General features: G+C 71.0%; 22 protein-coding genes. 7 read left to right on the top strand and 15 right to left on the bottom strand.

Annotation, left to right across the window (positions count from 1 at the left end; genetic code table 11):
- Nucleotides 1-6 precede the first annotated feature (6 nt).
- Genes ABT340_RS27900 through ABT340_RS27890 form a run of 3 tightly spaced genes read right to left on the bottom strand, consistent with a single transcriptional unit; the run spans nucleotide 7 to nucleotide 2,698 of the window.
- The gene (locus tag ABT340_RS27900; protein ID WP_352013799.1) at nucleotides 7-567 is read right to left on the bottom strand and encodes a hypothetical protein; all 561 of its coding nucleotides are present in this window, start codon (nucleotides 565-567) and stop codon (nucleotides 7-9) included.
- A gap of 32 nt (nucleotides 568-599) precedes the next feature.
- Nucleotides 600-2,027, bottom strand: coding sequence for an ATP-binding protein (locus ABT340_RS27895; RefSeq protein WP_352013798.1), 1,428 nt, complete (start codon nucleotides 2,025-2,027; stop codon nucleotides 600-602).
- On the bottom strand, nucleotides 2,024-2,698 hold the full coding sequence (locus ABT340_RS27890; protein WP_352013797.1) for a response regulator: 675 nt from the start codon (nucleotides 2,696-2,698) through the stop codon (nucleotides 2,024-2,026). The genes ABT340_RS27895 and ABT340_RS27890 overlap by 4 nt, the downstream gene beginning before the upstream one ends.
- A gap of 326 nt (nucleotides 2,699-3,024) precedes the next feature.
- On the opposite strand from ABT340_RS27890, the gene ABT340_RS27885 reads away from it, so the two are divergent.
- Both ABT340_RS27885 and ABT340_RS27880 read left to right on the top strand, forming a co-directional pair.
- Nucleotides 3,025-3,735 (top strand): aggregation-promoting factor C-terminal-like domain-containing protein, encoded by a 711-nt coding sequence (locus tag ABT340_RS27885; RefSeq protein ID WP_352013796.1) that lies wholly within the window; start codon nucleotides 3,025-3,027, stop codon nucleotides 3,733-3,735.
- A 60-nt stretch (nucleotides 3,736-3,795) separates the two neighbouring features.
- The gene (locus ABT340_RS27880; RefSeq protein ID WP_352013795.1) at nucleotides 3,796-5,775 is read left to right on the top strand and encodes a glycosyltransferase family 2 protein; all 1,980 of its coding nucleotides are present in this window, start codon (nucleotides 3,796-3,798) and stop codon (nucleotides 5,773-5,775) included.
- On the opposite strand, the gene ABT340_RS27875 is transcribed toward ABT340_RS27880, so the two are convergent.
- Genes ABT340_RS27875 through ABT340_RS27855 form a run of 5 tightly spaced genes read right to left on the bottom strand, consistent with a single transcriptional unit; the run spans nucleotide 5,760 to nucleotide 10,901 of the window.
- Nucleotides 5,760-7,658 carry a helix-turn-helix domain-containing protein gene (locus tag ABT340_RS27875; protein ID WP_352013794.1) on the bottom strand — a complete coding sequence of 633 codons (1,899 nt, stop codon included), beginning with the start codon at nucleotides 7,656-7,658 and terminating at the stop codon, nucleotides 5,760-5,762. The two genes, ABT340_RS27880 and ABT340_RS27875, sit on opposite strands and share 16 nt — an antisense overlap.
- A 34-nt stretch (nucleotides 7,659-7,692) precedes the next feature.
- Nucleotides 7,693-8,439 carry a 3-hydroxybutyrate dehydrogenase gene (locus tag ABT340_RS27870; protein ID WP_352013793.1) on the bottom strand — a complete coding sequence of 249 codons (747 nt, stop codon included), beginning with the start codon at nucleotides 8,437-8,439 and terminating at the stop codon, nucleotides 7,693-7,695.
- Nucleotides 8,440-8,489: 50 nt separating this feature from the next.
- The gene (locus ABT340_RS27865) at nucleotides 8,490-9,053 is read right to left on the bottom strand and encodes a GyrI-like domain-containing protein (RefSeq protein WP_352013792.1); all 564 of its coding nucleotides are present in this window, start codon (nucleotides 9,051-9,053) and stop codon (nucleotides 8,490-8,492) included.
- A 43-nt stretch (nucleotides 9,054-9,096) separates the two neighbouring features.
- The gene (locus tag ABT340_RS27860) at nucleotides 9,097-9,483 is read right to left on the bottom strand and encodes a tautomerase family protein (protein ID WP_352013791.1); all 387 of its coding nucleotides are present in this window, start codon (nucleotides 9,481-9,483) and stop codon (nucleotides 9,097-9,099) included.
- Nucleotides 9,480-10,901 (bottom strand): class II fumarate hydratase, encoded by a 1,422-nt coding sequence (locus tag ABT340_RS27855; protein WP_352013790.1) that lies wholly within the window; start codon nucleotides 10,899-10,901, stop codon nucleotides 9,480-9,482. Before ABT340_RS27855 ends, ABT340_RS27860 begins: the two co-directional genes overlap by 4 nt.
- Nucleotides 10,902-11,045: 144 nt before the next feature.
- Here ABT340_RS27855 and ABT340_RS27850 point away from each other — a divergent pair, with 144 nt between their 5' ends.
- On the top strand, nucleotides 11,046-12,293 hold the full coding sequence (locus tag ABT340_RS27850; RefSeq protein ID WP_352013936.1) for an SLC13 family permease: 1,248 nt from the start codon (nucleotides 11,046-11,048) through the stop codon (nucleotides 12,291-12,293).
- Nucleotides 12,294-12,357: 64 nt separating this feature from the next.
- On the opposite strand, the gene ABT340_RS27845 is transcribed toward ABT340_RS27850, so the two are convergent.
- The 5 genes from ABT340_RS27845 to ABT340_RS27825 form a co-directional block, all read right to left on the bottom strand.
- The gene (locus tag ABT340_RS27845) at nucleotides 12,358-13,989 is read right to left on the bottom strand and encodes a serine/threonine-protein kinase (protein ID WP_352013789.1); all 1,632 of its coding nucleotides are present in this window, start codon (nucleotides 13,987-13,989) and stop codon (nucleotides 12,358-12,360) included.
- A 35-nt stretch (nucleotides 13,990-14,024) separates the two neighbouring features.
- The gene (locus ABT340_RS27840; protein ID WP_352013788.1) at nucleotides 14,025-15,203 is read right to left on the bottom strand and encodes a serine/threonine-protein kinase; all 1,179 of its coding nucleotides are present in this window, start codon (nucleotides 15,201-15,203) and stop codon (nucleotides 14,025-14,027) included.
- Between the two features lie 69 nt (nucleotides 15,204-15,272).
- Nucleotides 15,273-15,881, bottom strand: a complete 609-nt coding sequence (locus tag ABT340_RS27835) for a superoxide dismutase (RefSeq protein WP_352013787.1) — start codon at nucleotides 15,879-15,881, stop codon at nucleotides 15,273-15,275.
- 257 nt (nucleotides 15,882-16,138) lie between these two features.
- Nucleotides 16,139-16,582, bottom strand: a complete 444-nt coding sequence (locus ABT340_RS27830; protein WP_352013786.1) for a TIGR03668 family PPOX class F420-dependent oxidoreductase — start codon at nucleotides 16,580-16,582, stop codon at nucleotides 16,139-16,141.
- A 104-nt stretch (nucleotides 16,583-16,686) separates the two neighbouring features.
- Entirely contained in the window at nucleotides 16,687-18,339 is a 1,653-nt protein-coding gene (locus tag ABT340_RS27825) for a fumarate hydratase (RefSeq protein ID WP_352013785.1), read from the bottom strand.
- Nucleotides 18,340-18,538: 199 nt separating this feature from the next.
- Between ABT340_RS27825 and ABT340_RS27820 the strand changes: the two genes are divergently transcribed.
- Nucleotides 18,539-18,814, top strand: coding sequence for a hypothetical protein (locus ABT340_RS27820; RefSeq protein WP_352013784.1), 276 nt, complete (start codon nucleotides 18,539-18,541; stop codon nucleotides 18,812-18,814).
- Between the two features lie 20 nt (nucleotides 18,815-18,834).
- On the opposite strand, the gene ABT340_RS27815 is transcribed toward ABT340_RS27820, so the two are convergent.
- On the bottom strand, nucleotides 18,835-19,641 hold the full coding sequence (locus tag ABT340_RS27815; RefSeq protein ID WP_352013783.1) for an SDR family NAD(P)-dependent oxidoreductase: 807 nt from the start codon (nucleotides 19,639-19,641) through the stop codon (nucleotides 18,835-18,837).
- Nucleotides 19,642-19,914: 273 nt separating this feature from the next.
- Here ABT340_RS27815 and ABT340_RS27810 point away from each other — a divergent pair, with 273 nt between their 5' ends.
- Complete coding sequence (locus ABT340_RS27810) at nucleotides 19,915-20,706, top strand: 5-deoxy-glucuronate isomerase (RefSeq protein ID WP_352013782.1); 792 nt, start codon at nucleotides 19,915-19,917, stop codon at nucleotides 20,704-20,706.
- A gap of 160 nt (nucleotides 20,707-20,866) precedes the next feature.
- Nucleotides 20,867-21,478, top strand: a complete 612-nt coding sequence (locus ABT340_RS27805; protein ID WP_352013781.1) for a DUF1707 SHOCT-like domain-containing protein — start codon at nucleotides 20,867-20,869, stop codon at nucleotides 21,476-21,478.
- A gap of 4 nt (nucleotides 21,479-21,482) precedes the next feature.
- Here the strand turns inward: ABT340_RS27805 and glpX are convergent, their stop codons facing one another.
- Nucleotides 21,483-22,517, bottom strand: a complete 1,035-nt coding sequence (glpX, locus tag ABT340_RS27800; RefSeq protein ID WP_352013780.1) for a class II fructose-bisphosphatase — start codon at nucleotides 22,515-22,517, stop codon at nucleotides 21,483-21,485.
- A gap of 85 nt (nucleotides 22,518-22,602) precedes the next feature.
- Here glpX and ABT340_RS27795 point away from each other — a divergent pair, with 85 nt between their 5' ends.
- Complete coding sequence (locus ABT340_RS27795) at nucleotides 22,603-23,205, top strand: TetR/AcrR family transcriptional regulator (RefSeq protein ID WP_352013779.1); 603 nt, start codon at nucleotides 22,603-22,605, stop codon at nucleotides 23,203-23,205.
- Nucleotides 23,206-23,219: the final 14 nt, after the last annotated feature.

Here is a 23,219-nt window from a genome sequence, read left to right as displayed (position 1 = left end):
TGACGATCACGGGGGGAGTCGCACCCCTTTGGCCGCGAGATCGCGGTACTCGAAGCAGGTGTGCTCCCCCCAGGTCTTCGGCGCTCCGGGGAACAGCCTGGTGACCTCGACGCTCCAGATGCTCTCCTGCTTGTTCTGCCGGATCGTGCAGGTGATCTGGGCGAGAGCCTCCCTGGACATCTCCCCGGCGCCCGTGACGATCACGGTCAGCCGGTAGCCCAGGTTGCCCGACGGGTCGTTGCGCGGCGACTCGTCGCGGTACCTCGTGGTCTCGGTGTCGTGGTGGCTGAAGGAGCCGAGCGCGCTGGTCAGCTTCAGCTCCGGCTTCGGCGGCTGCTTGCCCGCCCTGAACAGGGCGTCGATGATGTTCTTCGCCGAGTTCGAGCCGACCGGGACGTTGGCGGGCTCCAGACGGCCGTTGTGGAGCAGGTAGACCGTCACCCACGTGGGGCTGTAGCTGATCACCGGGGGGCGTCCCAGGTCCTGCACCTCGGTCGGCGCGATCCCGCACGCGCTCAGCGTCAGGACGGCCGTCAGCAGGCAGGTGAGCCGCCGCGCGCGCCGCATCGCCGTTCTCCTCGTTCTCCTGGTGTCTCGGTTCATGCCGGGGGCAGCCAGACCGTGAAGAGCGTGCCCGGGTCCTGCGGGCGCACCGAGATCGTGCCGCCGTGCAGGTGCGCGTTGGCCCGCGCGATGGACAGGCCGAGACCGCTGCCGTCGCCCCTGGCCCCGGCCTTGTAGAAGCGGTTGAACACGTGCGGCAGGTCGGAGGCGGGGATTCCCTTGCCGTGGTCGCGCACCTTCACCTCAAGCCCGTTCGGCGTGCTCCGCGCGGTCACCACGACGGGGGGCTCGCCGTGGCGCAGGGCGTTGCCGACCAGGTTGGCCACGATCACGTCGAAGCGCCGGGGGTCGAGGGAGAAGGTCAGGCCCTGCGGCACGTTCGTCCGCACCTTGTCCAGCCAGCCCCGCACCTCAAGGCAGTCGCTGACCGCGTCGGCGACGTTCACGCTGTCCAGGTGCAGCGTCGCCGTCCCCGAGTCGAACCGGCTGGCCTCGATGAGCTGCTCGACCAGGGTTCGCAGCCGCGCGATCTCCCTGAGCACCAGCCGTACGGCCGCCGCGGGCTCGCTGGGCAGCCGGTCCGCCTCCTCGGAGAGCATGTCGGTCACCGCGGTCATCGCGGTCAGCGGGGTCCGCAGTTCGTGGGACACGTCCGCGACGAAACGGCGGGACATGGCCTCAAGCGCGCGCAGCTCGGAGACGCTGCGCTCAAGGGCGGCCGCGGTGTCGTTGAACGTCGCGGTCAGCTCGGCCAGCTCGTCCTGGCCGTGCACCGGCAGCCGGGTGTCCAGGTGGCCGGCGCCGAGGGCGCGCGCGGCGGAGCCGAGCCTCCTGACGGGCAGCAGCACCCGCCTGGCCGACAGCAGGGCGACCGCGAGCGCGATGCCCAGCATGATGACCCCCGCCGCCGCCAGGGGCTGGCGCAGGTCGTTCAGGAGCTGCTCCTCCTCGGACAGCGGGACGAAGGCGAAGATGCTCATCCCGGTCGGCTGGGCGGTGTGGATCGGCTCGATCCGCCACACCGGGGTGCCGACGATCAGCCACATGCGGCCGTTGATCCGCTGCCGTTTGATCGCGATCTTGCGGTCGGCCCCGAGGACGAGGTCGGTCGGAACGTCGTTCATGCTGAAGTCGCCGTCCGGGTAGAGGTACTCGTCCCGCGGCACGCGGGGGTCCTCGTAGCGGACGACGACGGCGCCGTTGGGGGTCCGCAGCCTCTTCTGCAGCTCGTCGATCTCCGTGTCGGTCGGCGGTGTCTCACCGGGCCAGAGGCCGCCGATGGGCACCCTTATCCCTTCGAGGGTGTTGCGCACGTCGCCGACCGCGACCTGTTCTGCGCGTTCGATCACCCGGGTCTTGACCAGCTCGTAGCCGATCCCCGCGACGAGGGAGGAGGCCGCGATGGCGATCAGGGTGAAGGTGATGACCAGGCGCCCGCGCAGGCCGGTGTAGATCCGTCTCACGGCGGACTGAAGCGGTAGCCGAAACCACGCACCGTGTGGATGAACTCGGGCTCGGCGGGCACCGCCTCGATCTTGGCGCGGACCCGCTGGACGCAGGCGTCGACCAGCCGGGAGTCCGCGACGTGGGTGTGGTCCCACACGGCCCGCAACAGGTATCTGCGGTTGAGGACCTGGCCGGGGTGACGGACCAGTTCGAGCAGCAGGCGCAGTTCGGTCGGGGTCAGGTGGACCTCCCGGCCGGCGAGCGAGACCTTCAGCGCCCCCCGGTCGACGACCAGGTCGCCGAAGGTGATGCGGTCGGAGGCCAGGGACTCGACCCGGCGCAGGACCGCGCGGATCCGGGCGTCGAGAACCCTCGGCTCGACCGGTTTGATCACGTAGTCGTCAGCTCCGGCCTCAAGCCCGACCACCACGTCCAGGTCGTCGCCCCGCGCGGTGAGCAGGATCACCGGGAGCTGGTCCAGCTTCCTGATCCTGCGGCACACCTCGACTCCGTCGATCCCGGGAAGCATGACGTCGAGCACGGCGATCTCGGGGCGGCGCGACCGGATGTGGTCGAGTGCCTCCTCGCCGGTGCCGTACGAGGTCACGGTGTGGCCCTGACGGCTCAGTGCCAGCTCAAGTCCCGTCCGGACCGAGGGGTCGTCTTCTACAAGGAGGATGCCAGCCACGCGGTCATTATTGTTGCAATGCCCGATAGCACCTGCCACGTCACGAAACTGTGACGAGGGTTGGGCGAGATCATGACGCTGTTCTGTGAGGCTTGACCGAGGCCACTTCCCTCGGAACAGGGGCCCGTGGGACAGGTCTCTTGAGAAAAGTGTGATTAACATCACATTTGCCGGTCAGTGTCAAGGAAAGACCATGTAGTCACGCACCTAGGTCACACAAATCCCATTGGACGTTCCGTGAACAGCCGTCAACTCCATCGTTCGGGTTGCGAAGCACCCCCCAGAGCACGGCAAGCTCATAGGTCGTGAGTTCAGGATCACCGCACTTGAAGGAGCCCCGGGCTCCGCGTTCCCGTCGTACGGCCCGCTCCGACGGGACCGTCAAGCCGCGGGGATGGCTGACTCCCAAGCGCGCCGTCATCATCGGCACGTCGATCGTCGTGGTGGTCGGCGGCGGGGGCTTCACCGTCCACACCGCCATCCAGAACGCCTCGGCCACCTCCTCGGCGTCGGCGCTCTCGGTGGACGAACTGGCCAGGGTGTTCGGCGGCGGCGACCCGTTCGCGCCCGACCCCAAGACCGACGTCATGAAGGCGCAGGCGGCCCAGGCCGCCAAGGAGGACAAACTCAAGGCGGCGCGCGGCGACCGTGACCCGCTGGACCCGATCGTCATCCCGAAGAAGGCGCCGGGCGGCAATGGCTTCGACCCCAAGGCCTTCCCACCGGGAAGCGCGAACCCCACCGGCAACAAGGCCCTCGGCAAGAGCATGCTTGAGGCCATGGGCTGGGGCGACCAGTGGGGCTGCCTGGAGAAGCTCTGGATGAAGGAGAGCGGCTGGAACGAGCGGGCGATGAACCGCTACAGCGGCGCCTACGGCATCCCGCAGTCCCTGCCCGGCAGCAAGATGGCCAGCGCGGGCAGCGACTGGCAGGTCAACCCGGCCACCCAGATCCAGTGGGGCCTCACCTACATCAAGGGGCGTTACGGCACCCCTTGTGGTGCTTGGGGCCATTCCCAGGCCACGGGGTGGTACTGAGACTCCAAGAGTCGGCAAGTCTGACCATCTCGAAGACGCGGGCGTCGCACGCTTGGGCGCATGGATGTAAAAGTCAGCGTCGTAGTGCCGGTGTACAACCCCGGTGATACCGCCGACGCGTGTATCCGGTCCGTGCTCGAACAGTCGATGTCCTCGGAGGAGTACGAGGTCATCTTCGCCGACGACGGATCGGACGACGGAATCCAGCTCCGCCTCGACGCCATCGCCGCGGTCCGCTCGAACGTCCGGGTCCTGCACCTCGGGCGGACCGGCTCGCCGATGCGCGGGCGCAACGTCGCCATGGCGGTCGCCAGGGGCGAGTACGTCTACCTGCTCGACCAGACCGACCGCCTCGACCGCCTCGCCCTTGAGCGCATGTACGACCGGGCGGTCGAGACCGGAGCGGACATCCTCATCGGGCGGCTGGCGGACGGCCAGGCGCCGCCGTCCAAGATCTTCGAACGCAACCGGGAGAACGCCGACCTGCTCGGGGACCGGCTGCTGACCCTGCCGACGCCGCACAAGCTGTACCGCAGGGAGTTCCTCGACGAGGAGGTGCTCACCTTCCCCGACCCCGGGGGGACGCTGGCCGAGCAGACGTTCGTGACCAGGGCCTACCTGCGGGCCAGGACGATCACCGTCCTGGCCGACCGGGTCTGCTGCCTCCTCGGGGAACGTCCGGCGCGTCAGGAGGACGACCCCTACGTCCACGCCACCGAACTACGCGAACTGCTCGACGTCGTCGACTACGAGGTCCCCCAGGGGCGGCGGCGCGACCGGATGTACGCCCACTGGTTCCGCACGGCCGTGCTGCGCCGTCTCGCGGGGGCCGGGTTCGTCACCTCGTCCAAGGACAGGGCGGCGACCTTCACGACCCTGCGCGAACTGGTCGTGCAGCGTTTCCCCCCACGCCTGGACCGTTACCTGCCCGTCCACATGCGTGTGCGCGCGGCGCTGCTGCGCGCGGGCAGGCTCGACCAGCTCGTCGAACTCGCCCAGGCCATGCGCGGCACCCGCCTGCGGGCCGACCTCAGGGGCCTGTCCTGGCAGGACGGCGCCTTCACCATGAACCTCGCCGTGGAGATCGTCCGCGCGGGCGGGGAACCGGTGCGGTTCGTCCGGTACGGCGACGACGGCCTGGCCTGGGAGCCGCCCGTCCCCCTCGACGGCCTCAGCCTGCGGCCCGAGCTGGCCGACGTCACCCACGCCGCCTCCCGGGCCAGGTTCGAGGTCTACGTCAGGCACGAGGAGAGCGGGCTCATCTACTTCCTGCCCGTCACCTGCTCGGTGATCCAGAGCAGGCACCACAACGGGGTCAGGCTCCAGGTCACCGGATCGGCCAGGCTCGACGCCTCCTCCGCGGCCCTCGGGGAGGCGCTGCCCCCCGGCCTGTGGGAGGTCCACGTCCGCATGTACGGCGGCCCCCACCAGGTCCGCGCCCGGGTGACCGGCTCCCCGCCGAACCGCACCGGGACACTGGCCGACCACTCCGAGCGCCTGGTCATCCCCTGGTGGTCGGACCGGGGCGAACTCGGCGTGTGCGTCGAGCCCCGCTCGTTCGCCGAGTCGATCGCGCTGGTCTCCCCGGGGGCGACCGTCACCTCGCGGCGCGACCACGTGTTCGTCGTGGTGCCCGTGCCGTACGTGCCGCCGAGCGGGGGGCCCGCGGCGGAGCTGGTGCTGCGCAGGGCCAGCAGGGGGGAGCACGAGATCTGCGCGCCCGCGCTGGTCGAGCCGGGCGTGCCGGGGCAGCTCGCCGGGCGGCTCGTCGCCAAGGTGCCGGTACGGCGGGTCTACCGTGAGGGGTTCCTCGCCCCCGGCGACTGGCGGCCGTTCCTGCGGATCGGGGACCGGGAGGTCGGACTGCGCTTCAAGGTCGGGATGAGCCTCGGTGGCCGGGTCGAGGTCCGCGCGGCCTCCGCCGCGAGGAGACCGGCCCCGCGCTACCCGCTGTTCAAACGGGTGGCGTTGCGCATCCCGGGGGTTCGCAGGGTCGTCAGGGTGACGAGGGCCGCCCAGCGGCGTTACGTGCCCGGCTGACCCGGCGGGGCCGAGCCCGGCCGGCCGCTGAGCCGGTGCAGCCGCAGGGCGAGCTGGACCTCCAGGGCCCGTTCCGGGGCCTGCCAGCCCGGCCCCAGGAGCTGCGCCACCCGGTCAAGGCGCTGGGTGACCGTGTTGACGTGGATGTGCAGGGCCTCGGCCGTACGGGACAGGGAGCAGCCGGTGCCGAAGTAGGCGGTGAGCGTGCGCACCAGCGCCGTCCCCCGCCGGGCGTCGTAGTCGAGCACCGGGCCCACGGTCGCGGTGAGGAACGCCTCGATGTCACGGCCTCCGCCGACGAGCAGCCCGACGAAGCCGAGCTCGGCGACGCCCGCACCCTCTCCCTCGCGGCCCAGGGCCACCAGGGCGTCCGCGCAGCGCCTTGCCTCCTGGTGGGCCCCGGCCACCTCTCCGGGGCCGCGTACGGGGCCACAGGCGCCCGCCGTCGCCGGACGGCCGAGGGCGGCGCCGAGTTCGGCCGCGACCCGCCTGGCGAGCGCGCCGGGGTCCTCGCCGGGCAGCAGCAGCACGACCTCGTCCCCGCCCTGGGCCGCCAGGCCGCGGTTGAGCGCGGCGTGCGAGGAGGCCCAGAACGCGGCCCGCTCCCGCTCGTCGCCGTAGCGGGCCACGACGACCACGTGGGCGGCCCCGAGATCGACGCCGACCCGCCGGGCCCGCTCGGTCAGGCCGTCCATGCCGGGACGGGAGATCAGGTCTTCGAGCAGCTCGCCCCTGACCCGGCCCTCGGCCTCGGCGACCGTACGGCGGAACAGTGTCAGCAGCGCGGTGACCAGCGCCGCCCGTTCCAGGATGCGCTGGTCGGTGTCGGCGACCGGTTCCGCGGCCCGCAGCACGAGCGTGCACAACGGTTCCGCGCCCACGTCGACCGAGGCGACCAGCAGGTTGCCCCTCCTGACCGTACGGCCGAGCGCGCGGGACGTCCTGGCCGCCTCGGCGATCACCGCCGTGACGCCCTCGCCCAGTTCGCCCGGGTCGCCGGCGATCGGCCGTCCCGCGTCGTCGAGCACGACCAGCGAGCCGCCGAGCACCTCGGTCACCACGGCGGCCACGTCCTCGACGCCGCCGCCGCGCAGCACCAGCCCGGCCATCCGGTCGTGGGCGTGCGCCGCCCGCTCGACGGCCCCGCTGTGGGCGCTGGCCAGGCGGCTGGTCTCGCTCAGCTCCTCAAGGGCGTTCCTGGTCTCCTGCAGCAGCCTGGCGTTGTCGATCGCCACCGCCGCGTGCGCGGCCAGCGAGCCCAGGAGCACCACCTCGTCCTGGCTGAAGGGCCGCACGCCGCGGTTGGCCGCGAACAGCACGCCGATGACCCGGCCGCCGAGTTTGAGCGGGACGCCCAGGATGGCGACCAGCCCCTCCTCGACCACGGCGTCGTCGATGTCCGTGTTGTGGCGGAAACGGGGGTCGGCGAAGTAGTCGGCCGTCGAGTACGGCGTCGCCGTCTGGGCCACCAGCCCGCCGAGCCCCGCCCCCATGGGCAGCCGCAACGCCCTGAACTTGGCCGAGACCGAGCCGTCGGTCACCCGCATCCAGGTGTCTCCCCGGTCGGGGTCGTGCAGCGTCATGTAGGCGGCGTCGGTGCCGAGCAGCTGCCTGGCCCGGCGCACGATGGCCTCAAGGACGGCGTCGAGGTCGCGCAGCCCGGCCAGGTCGCCCGCGGTGTCGAACAGCGCCGACAGCTCGGCCTCACGCCGGGCCCTGCGCCGCAGCAGCTCCCGCACCCGCAGCGCGACGATCTTGGCCTCCTCCAGGTCGGCCAGCGTCGCGGCGTCCGCGCCCGCGCTCCTGGCGGCCAGGACCGGGCCCTCGAACTCCACGGCGGACGCCTCCCTGGCCAGTAGTTCGAGGAAGACCCGCGCGCTCATGACGTCATTGTCGCGCCCGCCCCGGCGGTGGCTCTCAGCGGGCCGTCCAGCCTCCGTCGAGAGGCAGGGAGGCCCCGGTGACGAACGAGCCGTGCGGGCCGCACAGGTAGGCGACCAGCTCGGCCACCTCCTCCGGTTCGATCAGCCGCTTGATCACCGCCGGGCCGAGCATGATCCGTTCCACGACCTCGTCCCTGCCGATGCCGTGGTTCCTCGCCTGGTCGTCGATCTGCTCCTCGACCAGGGGCGTGCGGACGTAGGCGGGGTTCACGCAGTTGGAGGTGACGCCGTGTTCGGCGCCTTCGAGCGCGACGACCTTCGACAGCCCTTCGAGGGCGTGCTTGGCCGTGACATAGGCCGACTTGTACGGCGAGGCACGCAGGCCGTGGACCGAGGAGACATTGACGACCCGCCCCCAGCCCCGCCGGTACATCCCCGGCAGCACCGCCCTGACCAGCAGGAACGGCGCCTCGACCATGACCTTCAGCATCGTGGAGAACACCTCGGGCGGGAACTCCTCGATCGGCGCCACGTGCTGGAACCCGGCGTTGTTCACCAGGACGTCCACGTCGGCGGGGACCAGGTCGACGAAGCCGGGCGAGGCCAGGTCGGCGACGACCGGCGTCCCGGCGACCTCCCTGGCCACCTCGGCGGCGGCCCCCGCGTCCCTGTCCAGCACGACCACGTGCGCCCCGGCGGCGGCCAGCCGGTGCGCGCACGCCCGTCCGATCCCGCTGCCCGCCCCGGTCACCAGGGCCAGTCGCCCCGCCAGATCAGTCATGACGTCGAATGTAGTGTCCGGTCCCGCCGATCCGGTGGACGCCAGGCCCGTCAGCCGACGGGGTAACGGATGATGGTCCGCTGCTTCTCCAGGGCGGTGCGGCGGAAGTCCGACAGGTAGATCTCGTGATGCCTGCCCGCCAGGGCCAGGCCCTGCCCGGTGATGAACTCCATCAGCGTCTTGACCGTCGCGGGCTCCTCGCTGAAGGGGCCGACGTGCAGGATCTGGGCCGACCTGCCCTCGTTCATGGTGCCCAGCCGCAGGCCGTCGAGCCGCGTCCCGGGCCGCTTACGCCGTACGGTCTCCACCGCCCGCTCGACGATCTCGGCGGTCACCTGGGCGGGCTGGGGGATGAGGGCCGTCCAGCGCATGGTGGACAGGTCCCCGGGGTCGCCGTCCCAGAGCCCTTCGATGGGGGCGACCGAGTAGGTCACGACCGGCTTCAACTCGGCGCGTACGGCGTAGGCCACGCCGTACAGGGCGGCGACGGCGTCGAGGTACGACTCGTCCGAGGGGGCGCCCGAGCCGTCGAACATGAGGCAGGGCAGTTCGGGGACGTCGAGGAGGCGTGGGGTCGTGGTGGCCTTGTAGAGGTCGCGGTGGATCTGCTTCATGCCGTAAGGCTGGACTCTCCCACGGGGGGAAAGTCCAGTCGCCTCAGACGGAAACCGGGTAGGTCAGCGTGAGCTCGTCACCGGGCAGGCCCCTGATGCCCCAGTTGACCTGCGGAGACTCGATGATCACGATCTCCAGGTCGGCGGCGGGCAGGTCGAGTCGCTCCTGGGCCCTGGCGAACAGCGTGCGGATGAGGTCGCGTTTGGCCTCGTCCGTCCTGCCGGTGAAACAGACGATCTCCACGATGAGGTACCGCTCGCTCCGTTGCGGGCAGAGGAGGTCCTCGGCGTCGAGCAGCAGGAACCGGTGGAAACGCTTGTCCTCGGGCAGCCGCCACACCTCGGTGAGGCACGCGTGCAGGGTGTCGGACACCTCCCGGCGCCGGTCGGCCCAGACGTCGCGGCGGCCGTAGATCTTGATCTGTGTCATGTCCGGGAGTCTCCCCGATCCTCGGGAGCCGACGGCGGCCGGGTCATGGAGAGCACGTCGAGCAGCGCGTCGAGCTGCTCCTCGGTGAGGGCGCCGCTGGCGACGTGACCGCGCTCGACCACGACCTCCCTGATCGTCCTGCGCTGTTCCAGGGCCTGCTTGGCGATCTTCGCGGCCTCCTCGTAGCCGACGTGCCGGTTGAGGGGGGTGACGATCGAGGGGGACGACTCGGCGTATTCGAGCAGCCGGTCCACGTTGGCGGTGATCCTGATGACGCAGCGGTCGGCCAGCAGCCGGGAGACGTTGGCCAGCAGCCGGATCGACTCCAGCACGTTGCGGGCGATGACGGGCAGCATCACGTTGAGCTCGAAGTTGCCCGAGGCCCCGGCGAAGGCGATGGCCGCGTCGTTGCCGATGACCTGGGCCGCGACCATGCACACGGCCTCGGGGACGACGGGGTTGACCTTGCCCGGCATGATCGAGGAACCGGGCTGGAGGTCGGGGAGGTTGATCTCCCCGAGTCCGGTGCGCGGCCCCGAGCCCATCCAGCGCAGGTCGTTGGCGATCTTGTTGAGCGAGACCGCGACGGTGCGGAGCTGGCCGGACAGCTCCACGATGGAGTCCCTGGCCCCCTGCGCCTCGAAGTGGTCGGGGGCCTCGGAGAACGGCAGGCCCGTCGCCTCGCGGAGTTTCTCGATGACCTTGGGGGCGAAGCCGGGCGGGGTGTTGATCCCGGTCCCCACGGCCGTGCCGCCGAGCGGCAGCTGCACGAGGCGGGGGACCACCCCGCGAACCCTGGTGATGGCGTTGTCGATCTGGGTGGCGTAACCGCCGAACTCCTGCCCCAGCGTCACCGGGGTGGCGTCCATCAGGTGCGTACGGCCCGCCTTGACCACGTCCTCGAACTGCAGCGCCTTGTTCCTGAGCGCGGTCGCCAGGTGCCGCAGGGACGGGATCAGGTGGTAGGTCACCTCGGTCGTCGCCGCGACGTGGATCGAGGTCGGGAACACGTCGTTGGAGGACTGCGAGGCGTTGACGTGGTCGTTCGGGTGGACGGGGCGGCCGAGACGCTCTTCGGCGAGGGTCGCGATCACCTCGTTGGCGTTCATGTTGGAGGAGGTGCCTGAGCCGGTCTGGAAGACGTCGACGGGGAACTCGGCGTCCCACTCGTTCTCCGCGACGTCCGTCGCCGCCTCGGCGATCGCCTCGGCCATCTCCTTGTCGAGCACACCGAGCTCGGTGTTGACCTCGGCCGCGACGGCCTTGATCAGGCCGAGCGCCGCGATGTGCGCGCTGTCCAGGCCACGGCCGGAGACGGGGAAGTTCTCGACGGCCCGCTGTGTCTGCGCCCGCCACTTCGCGTCCGCCGGGACCCGCACATCGCCCATCGAGTCATGTTCGATCCGAAACTCGCTCATGCTTCCAGTTTGCGCCTTCGCCGGACACGGACGCCTGGGGTGAGGTGACCATACCTGAGGGCGTTTGCGAGACTCCTCCCACAGTCGTGGCCGCCCTGTCCGTGCCCGGAAGGTCCCGCCCAGGAAAGGACGCCGTTGAACGCCGTGCTCGCCGAGACGGTCTCGGTCCTCCTGCTCCTGGTGGTGCTGGCCTGCGCGGTCATCCGGCCGTGGGGCTGGCAGGAGGCCGTGGTCGCGGTCCCCGCCGCCGGAGCGGTCGTCGCGATCGGGGCGATCTCCGTGGAACAGGCCGTCGCCGAGATGGCCCGGCTGGGACCGGTTGTCGGCTTCCTGGCGGCCGTGCTCGTCCTGGCCAAGCTGTGCGACGACGAGGGGCTGTTCCACGCCTGCGGCGTCTGGATGGCCCGTGGCGCGGCGGGACGGCCACGTCACCTGCTGGCCCAGGTGTTCGCCGCCGCCTCGCTCATCACCGCGGTGCTCAGCCTGGACGCCACGGTCGTGCTGCTGACGCCGGTCGTGCTCGCCACCGCCGCCCGGCTCGGCGCCCGCCCAGGGCCGCACGTGTACGCCTGCGCCCACCTGTCGAACACGGCCTCGCTGCTGCTGCCGGTCTCCAACCTGACGAACCTGCTCGCCCTCGCCGCCAGCGGCCTGAGCTTCACCCGGTTCACGGCCCTGATGGCGCTGCCCTGGCTGGCCGCGGTCGGGGTGGAGTACGTCCTGTTCCTGAGGTTCTTCGCCACGGACCTGGACGCGGGGGCCGTGGCCCCGGCCGTCGCCGAGCCTCGTGAGACACCGGTCTTCGCGCTGGTCACCGTGGTGTGCACGCTGGCCGGGTTCGTGGTCGCCTCCTGGCTGGGGATCAACCCCGCGTGGGCGGCCCTGGCGGGCGCGGCCGTACTCGCCTGTCGTGCCCTGGCCAGGGGGCACACCACCCCGGTGGCCGTCGTGCGGTCGGCCGCGGTGCCGTTCCTGGCCTTCGTCCTGGCGCTGGCCGTCGTGGTGCGGGCGGTGGTCGGCAACGGCCTCGCCGACGCGCTCGGTCACCTGGTCCCGGGTGGCACCGGCCTGCCCGCCCTGCTGGGGATCGCGGCGCTGGCCGCGGTCCTGGCGAACGTGATCAACAATCTGCCCGCCGTACTGGTCCTGCTGCCGCTGACCGCCCCCGCCGGGCCGGGCGCGGTCCTCGCGGTGCTGATCGGGGTGAACATCGGGCCCAACCTCACCTACGCCGGGTCCCTGGCGACCCTGCTGTGGCGGCGGATCGTGCGCGAGCACGACACCGGGGTCGGGCTGGGGGAGTTCACCCGGCTCGGCCTGCTCACCGTCGGCGCCACGCTGCCGCTCGCGGTCGTGGCGCTGTGGGCGTCCCTGAACGTGATCGGGGTCTGACCCGGCGACGCCCCGTGGCGCCCGGTCCGTCGCCGGGCGCCGTGGTTCAGCCGGTTCAGCCGGTTCAGCCGGTCAGGAAGGACACGCCCAGGATGACGATCACCACCAGGGCGACGGCCGCCACGCCCATGAGGACGAGCACCCCGGTCCGGCTCCCGGAGGACTTCCGCTGGGGCGCCTGACCGTTCTGGGCGGAGGGGCCGTTCTGCCCGGCGATGGCGAACAGGTCGGTCCCGAGCCCGTGGGAACGCACGCCGTCCCCCGGCTGCCCGGCGGGCGCCCAGGGACCCTGCGGCGGTCCTTGGAGCGGCGGTCCTTGCGGCGGCGGTACGGCTCCGCCGGGCGGGAAGCCCGGGGAAGGGGGAGGGGCCGAGGGGCCCGCGACCGGCCTGTCCCGCACCGGAGGGGCAGGCGGGGAGGGAGTCCGCGCTCCCGCGACCGGCGTTCCGAGGCCGGGTACGGCAGGGCGCCCGTCGACCGGCGCGGGGGCCGTCGGCGGGACGGGAGCGGCGGCCTGCGGACCGGGAGGCAGGCGCAGACCCCCCTTGGGGCGGATGACCACCACCGTGCGGTTGGCGTCGAACTCCTCGTCGTCTCCCTGCGAGGAGACCGGAGCGGGAGCCGGCGCGGAGGGCTGGGCGGGAGCCGGAGCCGGGGCCTGTACGGGCGGCTGGGCCGTGGAGGGGCGGGACGGGGACTGGACGGGGTTGACGGGTACCCCGGCAGGCCTGGACGCCTCAGGGACGGCCTTCGCGGCAGTGCCTTCGGTGCCTCCGGTGCCCCCGGCGGCTGTTCCGGGCGCCGCCTTCTGGGAGGCCGCCTTCTGGGACGCGCCGGGGGCCTCCAGGGGCGGCACGACCGGGATGGACCCGGTCGGGGTGTCCGCGACGGTCCTGAGCATCGCGATCGCCTGCAGGTGTGAGGGACGGGCGGTGTGGTCCCGCTCCAGGAGGTGTTCGAGCACCGGCCGGAGCGGGCCGGCCTGGGTCGGCGGATCGGCCTTGTCCGTCATCAGCGCGGCCAGGGTCTCGGCCACCGAGGAACGCTCGTAGGCCGGACGGCCCTCGACGGCGAAGTACAGCGTCGCGCCGAGTGACCACAGGTCGGACTCGGGGCCGGTGTGCTCACCGCGTGCCCGCTCCGGCGCCGTGTAGCCGGGCGAGCCGATCACCATGCCGGTCTTGGTGAGGCTGCTGTCCCCCTCCGCCTTGGCGATGCCGAAGTCGGTGAGCACCACCCTGCCGCTCTCGGTGACCAGCACGTTGCCCGGCTTGACGTCCCGGTGCAGGATGCCCTGGTCGTGGGCGGCGCGCAGCGCGCCGATCAGGTCCACGCCGATCTCGGCGACGAGCCGGGGCGGCAGCGGCCCCTCCTCCTCGATGACCTGTTCGAGGGAGCGGGCCTGGACGAGCTCCATGATGATCCACGGGCTGCCGTCCTCGACGATCGCGTCGTGGACGGTGGCCACCGAGGGATGACTGATGCGGGCTGCCGTACGACCCTCACGGATCATGCGCTCCCGAAGTTCGGCGCGTTGTGCCTCGCTGAGCCCGGGCTCCTGACGGATCTCTTTGATCGCGACCTCACGACCGAGGGAACGGTCGTGGGCACGCCAAACGGTCCCCATCGTCCCCCGGCCGAGCGGTGTGATCAGCTCGTAGCGGTCAGCGAGCACGCGCGTCTGCTGTTCCGGCATGAGAAGAAGATAGCGATTCTTCCTTGAAGCTCGCTTTATCTTCGCTTACGGAGCTCCTTAGGCCACAACAGCCGAGGGAGCACCAGGCGGATCAGGGGCGTGACGAACCGGACAAACGGCCGCGGTTCCGGGGCCTGGCTCATCGGCTTGCGGTGCATCCCCTCCGCCGGGCGGCGGTGCGCCCTGGACGAGGGCGGCGGGTACGGCGGGGGTGGCGCGGGAGGCTGCGCCACGGTCTGCGGAGGCGGAGGGATGAGCGGGGGCGGCGGCAACGGCGCGGAACCCGCGCGGTGCAGCCCACGGTGCTGCGGACGGCGGTTGAACGACGGGACCGTGAGCGTCGCGGTGTTCCTGCCGATCCTGCCCGTGGTCCTGGCGAGCGGCTCCTCCGCCGTCCCGCCCGCCGCGACCCTGGCGAGCATCATCGAGGCGCGCACCGCGTCGAGCCTGGCCGCCGGGTCGATCATGAGCAGGCCGCGCAGTACCGGGGTCAGCGGGCCGGCCTTCTCCATCGGGATCGGCTCACCGCTGGTCAACGCGGCCAGGGCGGCGGCCGCCGTACGGCGTCCGTGCAGGCCGCGGCCCTCGACGGCGGTGTAGAGGGTCGCGCCGAGCGACCACAGGTCGGCCGAGGGGGTGGCCTTGGCGCCGAGCACGCGCTCAGGGGCGATGTATCCGGCGGAGCCGAGCACGATGCCCGCCTGGGTGATCGACACGTCGCCTTCGAGCGCGGCCAGGCCGAAGTCGGTGAGCACCGCCCGGTCGTCGGTCACCAGGACGTTGCTCGGCTTGACGTCCCGGTGCAGGATCCCCTTGGCGTGTACGGCCCGCAGCGCCCCGAGGACCTGGCGGCCGATCTCGGCGGTCTCGCGGGGCGGCAGCGGTCCCCGGTCCTGCAGGAGCTGCTCCAGGGATCTGGCGCGCAGCAGCTCCATCACGATCCAGGGACGCTCGTCCTCCGTCACGACGTCGAAGACGGTGATGACCGAGGGATGGGCGACCATCGCGGTCGCCCGCCCCTCACGCTCGGTCCTGGCGCACAGTTCCGCCCGCAGGTCCTCGTCCAGGACGAGGGGCAGCCGCACCTCCTTGACCGCGACCTCGCGGTCGAGCAACTCGTCGTGCGCGCGCCAGACGGTACCCATGCCGCCGCGCCCGACCGGCTCGGAAAGCCGGTAGCGCGCTGCAAGGAGGTATCCGGAGGGCGCACGCATGATGGGCAGCTTACCGATTTGCGTAATGCGACCAGTAGGGACCGGGCCGAAACTTCTTGCGTTCTTCGGTCAGATTTTCGCGCTCGTCGCTGTCGAGAAGCGCCGCTTCACGTCGTCCCAGTTGATCAGCGACCACAGCTTCTCGACGTAGTCGGGGCGCACGTTGCGGTACTGGAGATAGTAGGCGTGCTCCCAGGCGTCGAAGACCAGCAGCGGCGTGGTGTTCAGCCCGACGTTGCCGTGGTGGTCGTAGATCTGCTCGACGACCAGGCGGCGGCTGAGCGGCTCCCAGGCCAGCACGCCCCAGCCGGAACCCTGCACCCCGGCGGTCGCGGTGGTCAGCTGCTTCTGGAAGGCCTCGAACGAGCCGAAGTGCTCGTCGATGGCGGAGGCCAGCTCACCGTCGGGGCGGTCGCCGCCGTCGGGGGAGAGGTTCTCCCAGAAGATCGAGTGCAGCACGTGGCCGGACAGGTTGAAGGCGAAGGTCTTCTCAAGGCCGACGAGACCGCCGAACTCGCCCTTGTCGCGGGCCTCGGCCAGCCGCTCCAGGGTGTCGTTGGCGCCCTTGACGTAGGCGGCGTGGTGCTTGGAGTGGTGCAGCTCCAGGATCTCGCCGGTGATCGCGGGCTCAAGCGCCGCGTAGTCGTAGGGCATATCCGGAAGGGTGTACTCACCCATGAAGGTCTACCTCCTCGTTGGTCGGTACTTCGCCGACACTACTGCCGGATACATGCATGTGCATCAGACTTGCGACCTAGGACTCTTAGTAGTTGCAAGTAATTCGCAATTACATCATGATGGCAGGTGTCAGCTGGTCCGGAGGGGGTCCCGCACACCCGTACGGCGCGGCGCGGCACGGACGTCCGTGTGGTCCGGGCCGTCCCGAGCCGGTCGGATCGAGGGCGTTCGCACCGTCCTCCCGCGCGGGACCTTTCTCAGCCCTCTCCCGGCGGATCGCTGAAGGCCCATCCCGTCCACGACGTCACCTCGATGAGCACGACGGGGCCGTGCGGAGGCCGTTCGCGATACTGCGGGTAGCGCCGGGCCAGACGGGCCAGGGCGCGCTCCCTGCCGGGCCCGTCCGTGACGATCCTGGCCCTGCCGTCGGCACGGACCCACCACAGCCGCGTCCAGTCGTCCTCGTAGTGGTCGGCCAGCAGGCACACCCGGTCGTCGGCGGCGATGTCACGCAGCCGCCGCAGATCCGTCGTGCGCTTCGGCTTGTGGTCGATCGCGAAGGCGACCGTGTCACCGTCCACGTCGAAGGTCACCGGGACGATCCGGGGCGCGCCGGCGCTGACGGCGGCACCGGCGCTGACGGTTGCCAGGCGGGCGACCCTGGCGGTCACGAACAGGGCCCGCGCCCGTGAGGTGTCCATCCGGCCATTGAAACGCGGCCGCCGGAACACCTTGGCAGGGACGCAAAACGGAACACGGAAAAGGGGGCGAGGATCTCCCCGCCCCCTCCCAGGGTCGTCTCAGGTCAGCGCCGCCCGATGGACAGCACCGGCCCCGTGCGGTCGGTGAAGAAGTCGTCGCCCTTGTCGTCGACCACGATGAACGCCGGGAAGTCCTCGACCTCGATCTTCCAGACGGCCTCCATGCCCAGCTCCGGATACTCCAGGACCTCGACCTTCCTGATGCAGTCCTGGGCGAGCCGGGCGGCGGGGCCGCCGATGGAGCCGAGGTAGAAGCCGCCGTGGGTCGCGCAGGCGTCGGTGACCTGCTTGGAGCGGTTGCCCTTGGCCAGCATGACCATGGAACCGCCCGCGGCCTGGAAGCGCTCGACGTAGGAGTCCATGCGGCCCGCCGTCGTCGGGCCGAACGATCCGGAGGCGTATCCCTCGGGGGTCTTGGCGGGACCGGCGTAGTAGACCGCGTGGTCCTTCATGTACTGCGGCATCTCGCCGCCCGCGTCGAGCAGCTCGCCGATCTTGGCGTGCGCGATGTCACGGGCCACGACCAGCGGGCCGGTCAGGGACAGGCGCGTCTTGACCGGATACTTGGTCAGCTCGGCGAGGATCTCCTGCATCGGGCGGTTGAGGTCGATCCGTACCACGTCGTCGGACAGGTGCTCGTCCGTGGTCTCGGGCAGGAACCTCGCCGGGTCGGTCTCCAGCCGCTCAAGGAAGATCCCGTCGGCCGTGATCTTGGCCAGCGCCTGGCGGTCGGCGCTGCAGGAGACCGCGATGGCGACCGGGCAGGAGGCGCCGTGCCGGGGCAGGCGGATGACGCGGACGTCGTGGCAGAAGTACTTGCCGCCGAACTGGGCGCCGATGCCGAGCTTCTGGGTGAGCTCGAAGACCTTCGCCTCAAGCTCGGTGTCGCGGAAGCCGTGGCCGCTGGGGGAGCCCGAGGTGGGGATGGAGTCCAGGTAGCGGGCGCTGGCGTACTTGGCCGTCTTCAGGGCGAACTCGGCAGAGGTGCCGCCCACGACGATCGCCAGGTGGTACGGCGGGCACGCGGCGGTGCCCAGGGAGCGGATCTTCTCCTCAAGGAAGGCGAGCATCCGCTTCTCGTTGAGGACCGCCTTGGTCTCCTGGTACAGGAAGGACTTGTTGGCGCTGCCGCCGCCCTTGGCCATGAACAGCAGCTTGTACTCGTCGGGGTGCCCGTTGGGGTCCTCGGCGTACAGCTCGATCTGGGCGGGCAGGTTGGAGCCGGTGTTCCTCTCCTCCCACATGGTGATCGGGGCCATCTGGGAGTAGCGCAGGTTCAGCCTGGTGTAGGCGTCGTAGACACCGCGCGAGATGTGCTCGGCGTCCGCGCCGTCGGTGAGCACGTGACGCCCCCGCTTGCCCATGACGATCGCGGTGCCGGTGTCCTGGCACATCGGCAGCACGCCGCCCGCCGAGATCGAGGCGTTCTTGAGCAGGTCGAGCGCGACGAAGCGGTCGTTCCCACTCGACTCGGGGTCGTCGACGATCTTGCGAAGCTGGGCCAGGTGGGAGGAGCGAAGGTAGTGGGAGATGTCGTGGACGGCCGTCTCGGTCAGCAGTCGCAGCGCCTCGGGATCGACTTCGAGGAACCTGCGGCCCGCCGCCTCGACGACACGCACCCCCTCGGTGCTGATCAGGCGGTACTCGGTCTCGTCCTGTCCCAGCGGAAGCAGGTCGGTGTAGTCGAACTCGGGCATCGTCCTCGGTCCTCCGTGCCGGTGGCCTTCTCCGGTCTCATAGAGGGTACGGCCTGCCGCTCACGCCTCCTCGCCGTGGTCGGGCACCACAAACCCACCAAAAGGCATATATCAACATTTGGGCCTTTAATGACGGCTTTTCGACCACCCTTCGCGAAGAAGAGGAGAAAGGTGGAAAGAGAGAAGGCCGGAGGACGTCATGGGAACCGTGGACACCATCCTGAGCAGCAACATCGTGATGCTCGCGATCCTGGCTCTCCTCGTGGTCGCGGGACTGGCGGTCTCGCTGATCGCGATAGCGCTGGCGACCATCAGAAGCAACGAAGGCGAGGCGCCCCAGCAGCCGGCCGACATCTCCAAGGCGGAGCAGCGCAGGCGCCGGCTGGAGAGGAGTGACCTGCCCAGCCAGCGCAGCGCCCCGGAGCAGAGCCCCGGACAGATCCAGGGACAGACCCACGAGCGGCTCACCCACTGACCTCCGGAGGAGGCGACGGATCAGACCGCCTTGAGGAAGCCGCCGTCCACCACGAAGTCGGCCCCCGTGGTGCTGGCCGACCTCGGGGAGGCCAGCAGCGCGACCGCGTCGGCCACCTCCTGCGGGTCGACCAGGCGGCCGGTGGTCAGGCGCATCATCTCCGGCGCCAGGCGGTCCATCACGCTGTCCCGGTCGGAACCCGTCATCGAGGCGATGACGTCGGCCGCGCCGCCCTGCTTGGTCCACCACGGCGTGCGGACCGGACCGGGGGAGACCGTGTTCACCCGGATGCCCTGCGGGCCGAACTCCTCGGACAGAGCCTTGGTCAGGTTGTTCACGCCCGCCTTGGCCGCGCCGTAGTCGACGTTCATCTGCGAGGGCTGCCTGGCGTTGCCCGAGGAGACGTTGACGATCGCCCCGCCGCCCCGCCGCAGCATCAGTGGGACGGCCGCCCGTACGGCGCGCACCACCGAGAACAGGTTGAGCTCGAACACCGTCCGCCAGTCGTCGTCACCGGCCTCGAAGAACGACGAACGCGGCAACGTCACCCCGGGCGGCGGCCCTCCGGCGTTGTTGACCAGGATGTCCAGCCCGCCGAACTCCTCGACGGCACGGGCGACGACCAGTCCGGGAGCCGACGGCTCCATGAGGTCGACCGCGACGTGCACCAGGTCGTCTCCGGCGAGCGCCTCAAGCCCCGGGCTGCTCCCGCGCGAGGCGGCGACCACCCGGGCGCCCTCGGCCAGCAGGGTGCTCACGACCGCCAGCCCGATTCCCTTGGACGCCCCGGTGACGACGGCCACCTGTCCGGACAGTCGCAGGTCCATGTGTCCTCCTCCAGTCGAACCCCGCGACCCGGTCCCGGGCCGCGGTTGTCGAAGGTAGTCCGGCCGCCCGCCCCGGCCCCGGCGCAGGTCGGACGGGTAATTCGCGCGGGAATCGGCCGTCGTTATGTCGATGTCCACGGCCGCCGTCATACCGTGTGCGGCGGTGGGTCTTGTGGTCGGGCCGACGGTGTTATACGCCTGCCGGTAACGGCCAGGACACGCTGGAGGCGGCATGGGCGAAGGATCGTGCGAAACACGACGTCGGGAGAGACCATGACCCTCGTCCCCGCGGGTACCTCCACCCTGGCGCCGTGGGCGCTGTGGATCACCCCGGAGACGGCGGGCTGGAACCACGCCGGGCTCCGCCTGCTCACGCTCTCCGACGAGAGCGTGCTCTTCTGCACCGGCGACGAGGAGATGCTGGTCCTGCCGCTCTCCGGTTCGTGCCGGATCGAGTGCGACGGCGTACGGCTCGCCCTCGAAGGGCGTGTCTCCGTCTTCCACGCGGTCAGCGACTTCGCCTACCTGCCCGTCGGCGCGACGGTCAGGATCACCGGCGCAGGCCGCTTCGCCTTCCCCACGGCCCGCGCGAGCAGAAGCTTTCCCGTCAGGTACGGCCCCGCCCGCGAGGTGCCCGTCGAGGTGCGCGGGGAGGGCCGGACGAGCAGCCAGATCAACGGCTTCTGCGCCCCCGGCGCCTTCGAGTGCGACCGGCTCGTCGCGGTCGAGGTGCTCACCCCGGGCGGCAACCGTACGCCCTGCCCGCCGTACGAGCACGACGCGACCCCGGAGTGCGGGGCCGTGCGCGAGCGGATCTACTACTTCGAGGGCGGGCCCGGCTACCAGCGGATTCACGGCGCCCACGAGACGGTGACCGAGGTCTCCTCAGGGGACGTGGTGCTCGTCCCGCACGGCTGCCACGGTCCGTCGACGGCGGCGCCGGGCCATGACCTCTACCACCTGAGCGTGCTGGCCGGGCCCGAGCGCCCGGCGGCGGCCCCCGAGATCCGGGCGCACGGCCAGGCCCCCGACGACCCGCGCCTGCCCATGACGAAGGCGCCCTAGACGGTCTCCCGGACGCAACCGTGGACAGGCCGCGGGCAGGGAGGGCCGGAAGCCTCCGGCGAGCCGGGAGACCCGAAGGACCGGGGAGCTGCCGTACCCGACGGTCAACGGACGCTCACGCGGAGGCTTCACGGGTTCCCCGGAAGGTTATGGTCGAGAGGTGGACAGCTACCCTCCCCCGGCGCCTCGCGATCCCGTGTACGAACCGCGTCCCGGTGATCTGAGGGCGGGCAACGACGACCGGGAACGCGTGGCGGCGGTGCTGGCCGACGCGCTCGCCGACGGCAGGCTCACCCCCGACGAACACGAGGAACGCCTCACCGCCGTCTACCAGGCCAGGACCCTGGGTGAGCTCGCGGCGTTCACCACGGACCTGCTCCCGCCGGAGGAGCAGCCCCTGCGCACCGACGTCCGGCCCGTCATGGCCCTATTCGGCACCCAGACACACGCGGGCCGCTGGGTGGTGCCCACCCGCTACTCCGCCACCGCCATCTGCGCCAACGTCACCCTCGACCTGCGCGAGGCGGTGCTCCAGTCGAGCCACGTGACGCTGAACGTCACCGTGATGGCCGCCACCCTCACCCTGATCGTCCCCGAGGGGGTGCGCATCCTGATGTCCGGGTCGGGGTTCATGGCGGGAAGGAAGAACCAGGTCCCGCCCTCCCCGGACGGGCCGGTGATCGAGATCACCGGCCTCGTCACCATGGGCAACGTCGTCGCCAAGTCGCCCAAACGTCCCCGCAGGCCGTGGTTCCGCCGCCGGTCGGCGTGACGGGTCAGCTCGCGTCGTCGAAGTTGATCGCGCTGTAGGCCCGCAGCTTCCAGAGCTGGTGCTCGCTCTCGATCTTGCGGATCGTGCCGGAACGGCCCCGCATGACCAGGGAGTTGGTCACGGCCCGCCCGCTCCGGTAGCGCACGCCCTGCATCAGCTCACCGTCGGTGATCCCGGTCGCGGCGAAGAAGACGTCGTCCGACCTGACCAGGTCGTCGGTGGTCAGCGTGGCGTCGAGGTCGAGACCGGCGTCCAGCGCCCTGCGCCGCTCGGCGTCGTCCTGCGGCCACAGCCTGCCCTGGATGACCCCGCCCAGGCACTTGAGCGCGCACGCCGCGATGATGCCCTCGGGCGTGCCGCCGATGCCGAGCATCAGGTCGACGCCCGTGCCCGCGCGGGCCGCCATGATGGCACCGGCCACGTCGCCGTCGGTGATGAGCTTGATCCGGGCGCCCGCCTCCCGGATCTGCCGGATGACCTTGTCGTGGCGCGGCCGGTCGAGGATCACCACGGTCACGTCGGAGGGCGCGCCGCCCTTGGCACGTGCCACCGCGGCGATGTTGTCGGCGACCGGGGCGTTGATGTCCACCGCGTCGGCCGCCTCGGGCCCGGTGACCAGCTTGTCCATGTAGAAGACAGCCGACGGGTCGTACATCGAGCCGCGCTCGCTGACCGCGATGACCGAGATGCCGTTCGGCATGCCGAGCGCGGTCAGCCGGGTGCCGTCGATCGGGTCGACGGCCACGTCGCACTCGGCGCCGCTGCCGTCGCCGACGCGCTCACCGTTGTAGAGCATCGGCGCGTTGTCCTTCTCGCCCTCGCCGATCACCACCACACCGCTCATCGACACGGTGTTGATCAGCTGGCGCATGGCGTTCACCGCGGCGCCGTCCGCGCCGTTCTTGTCACCCCGCCCGACCCAGCGGGCCGCGGACATCGCCGCCGCCTCGGTCACCCGGACGAGTTCGAGGGCGAGGTTGCGATCAGGTGCGTGTTCACCCGTGGCCAGTTCGGCAGGGACGGTCGTCTGATCGGACATGGCGGAGGGCCCCTCTCGTGGATTGCTGCACATCGATCGTAGTTGTCCCTCTTCTGACCGAGCAGCGGAGGATAATGTCCCCACGATGAGCCGTGACACGGAACGGGAACCCGCGGGCCTGACCGCACGCGCCTCGGAACGAGGCGCCGCGACACGTACGGCCCTGCTCGCCGCAGCCAGGGAGGCCTTTCTCACCGGCGGTTTCGCCGACACCGGCGTCACCGACATCGTCTCCAGGGCCGAGGCGAGCGTCGGCAGCCTCTACCACCACTTCTCCGGCAAGGCTGACCTCTACCTGACGCTGTTCGAGGAGTTCCAGGAGCGGCAGGCCCGGCGGACCAGGCAGGCCGTCCACACGGCCCGCGCCACGGGTGAGGACGACCCCGTGCGGCTGTTCGTCGCGGGCGCCCGCGCCTACCTCGACGGCTGCCTGACCGAGCGCGAGATCGCCGCGCTGTTCCTGCGCGGTGACGGGCCGCCCGGCTTCGAGGTCGTCATGCGCGAACGGCTGCGCCGGTGGACCAGGCGCAGCGCCAGCCTGTTCGACGGCGAGAACGCGCTGGTCGTGGTGCTCACCGGGGCGCTGGACGCCGCCGTCATCGAGGTCGTCCTGTCACCGGACGAGGAGACCTCCCGCGCCCTCGCCGAGAACGTACTGGGCATCATCGGGCAGATCCGGCGCCCCTGAGGCGGGAGCGCCCC

Source organism: Streptosporangium sp. NPDC000239 (genome assembly GCF_040300765.1).
In the GTDB taxonomy this organism is placed as follows: domain Bacteria; phylum Actinomycetota; class Actinomycetes; order Streptosporangiales; family Streptosporangiaceae; genus Streptosporangium.
This window is presented reverse-complemented; position numbering and strand designations above follow the sequence as displayed.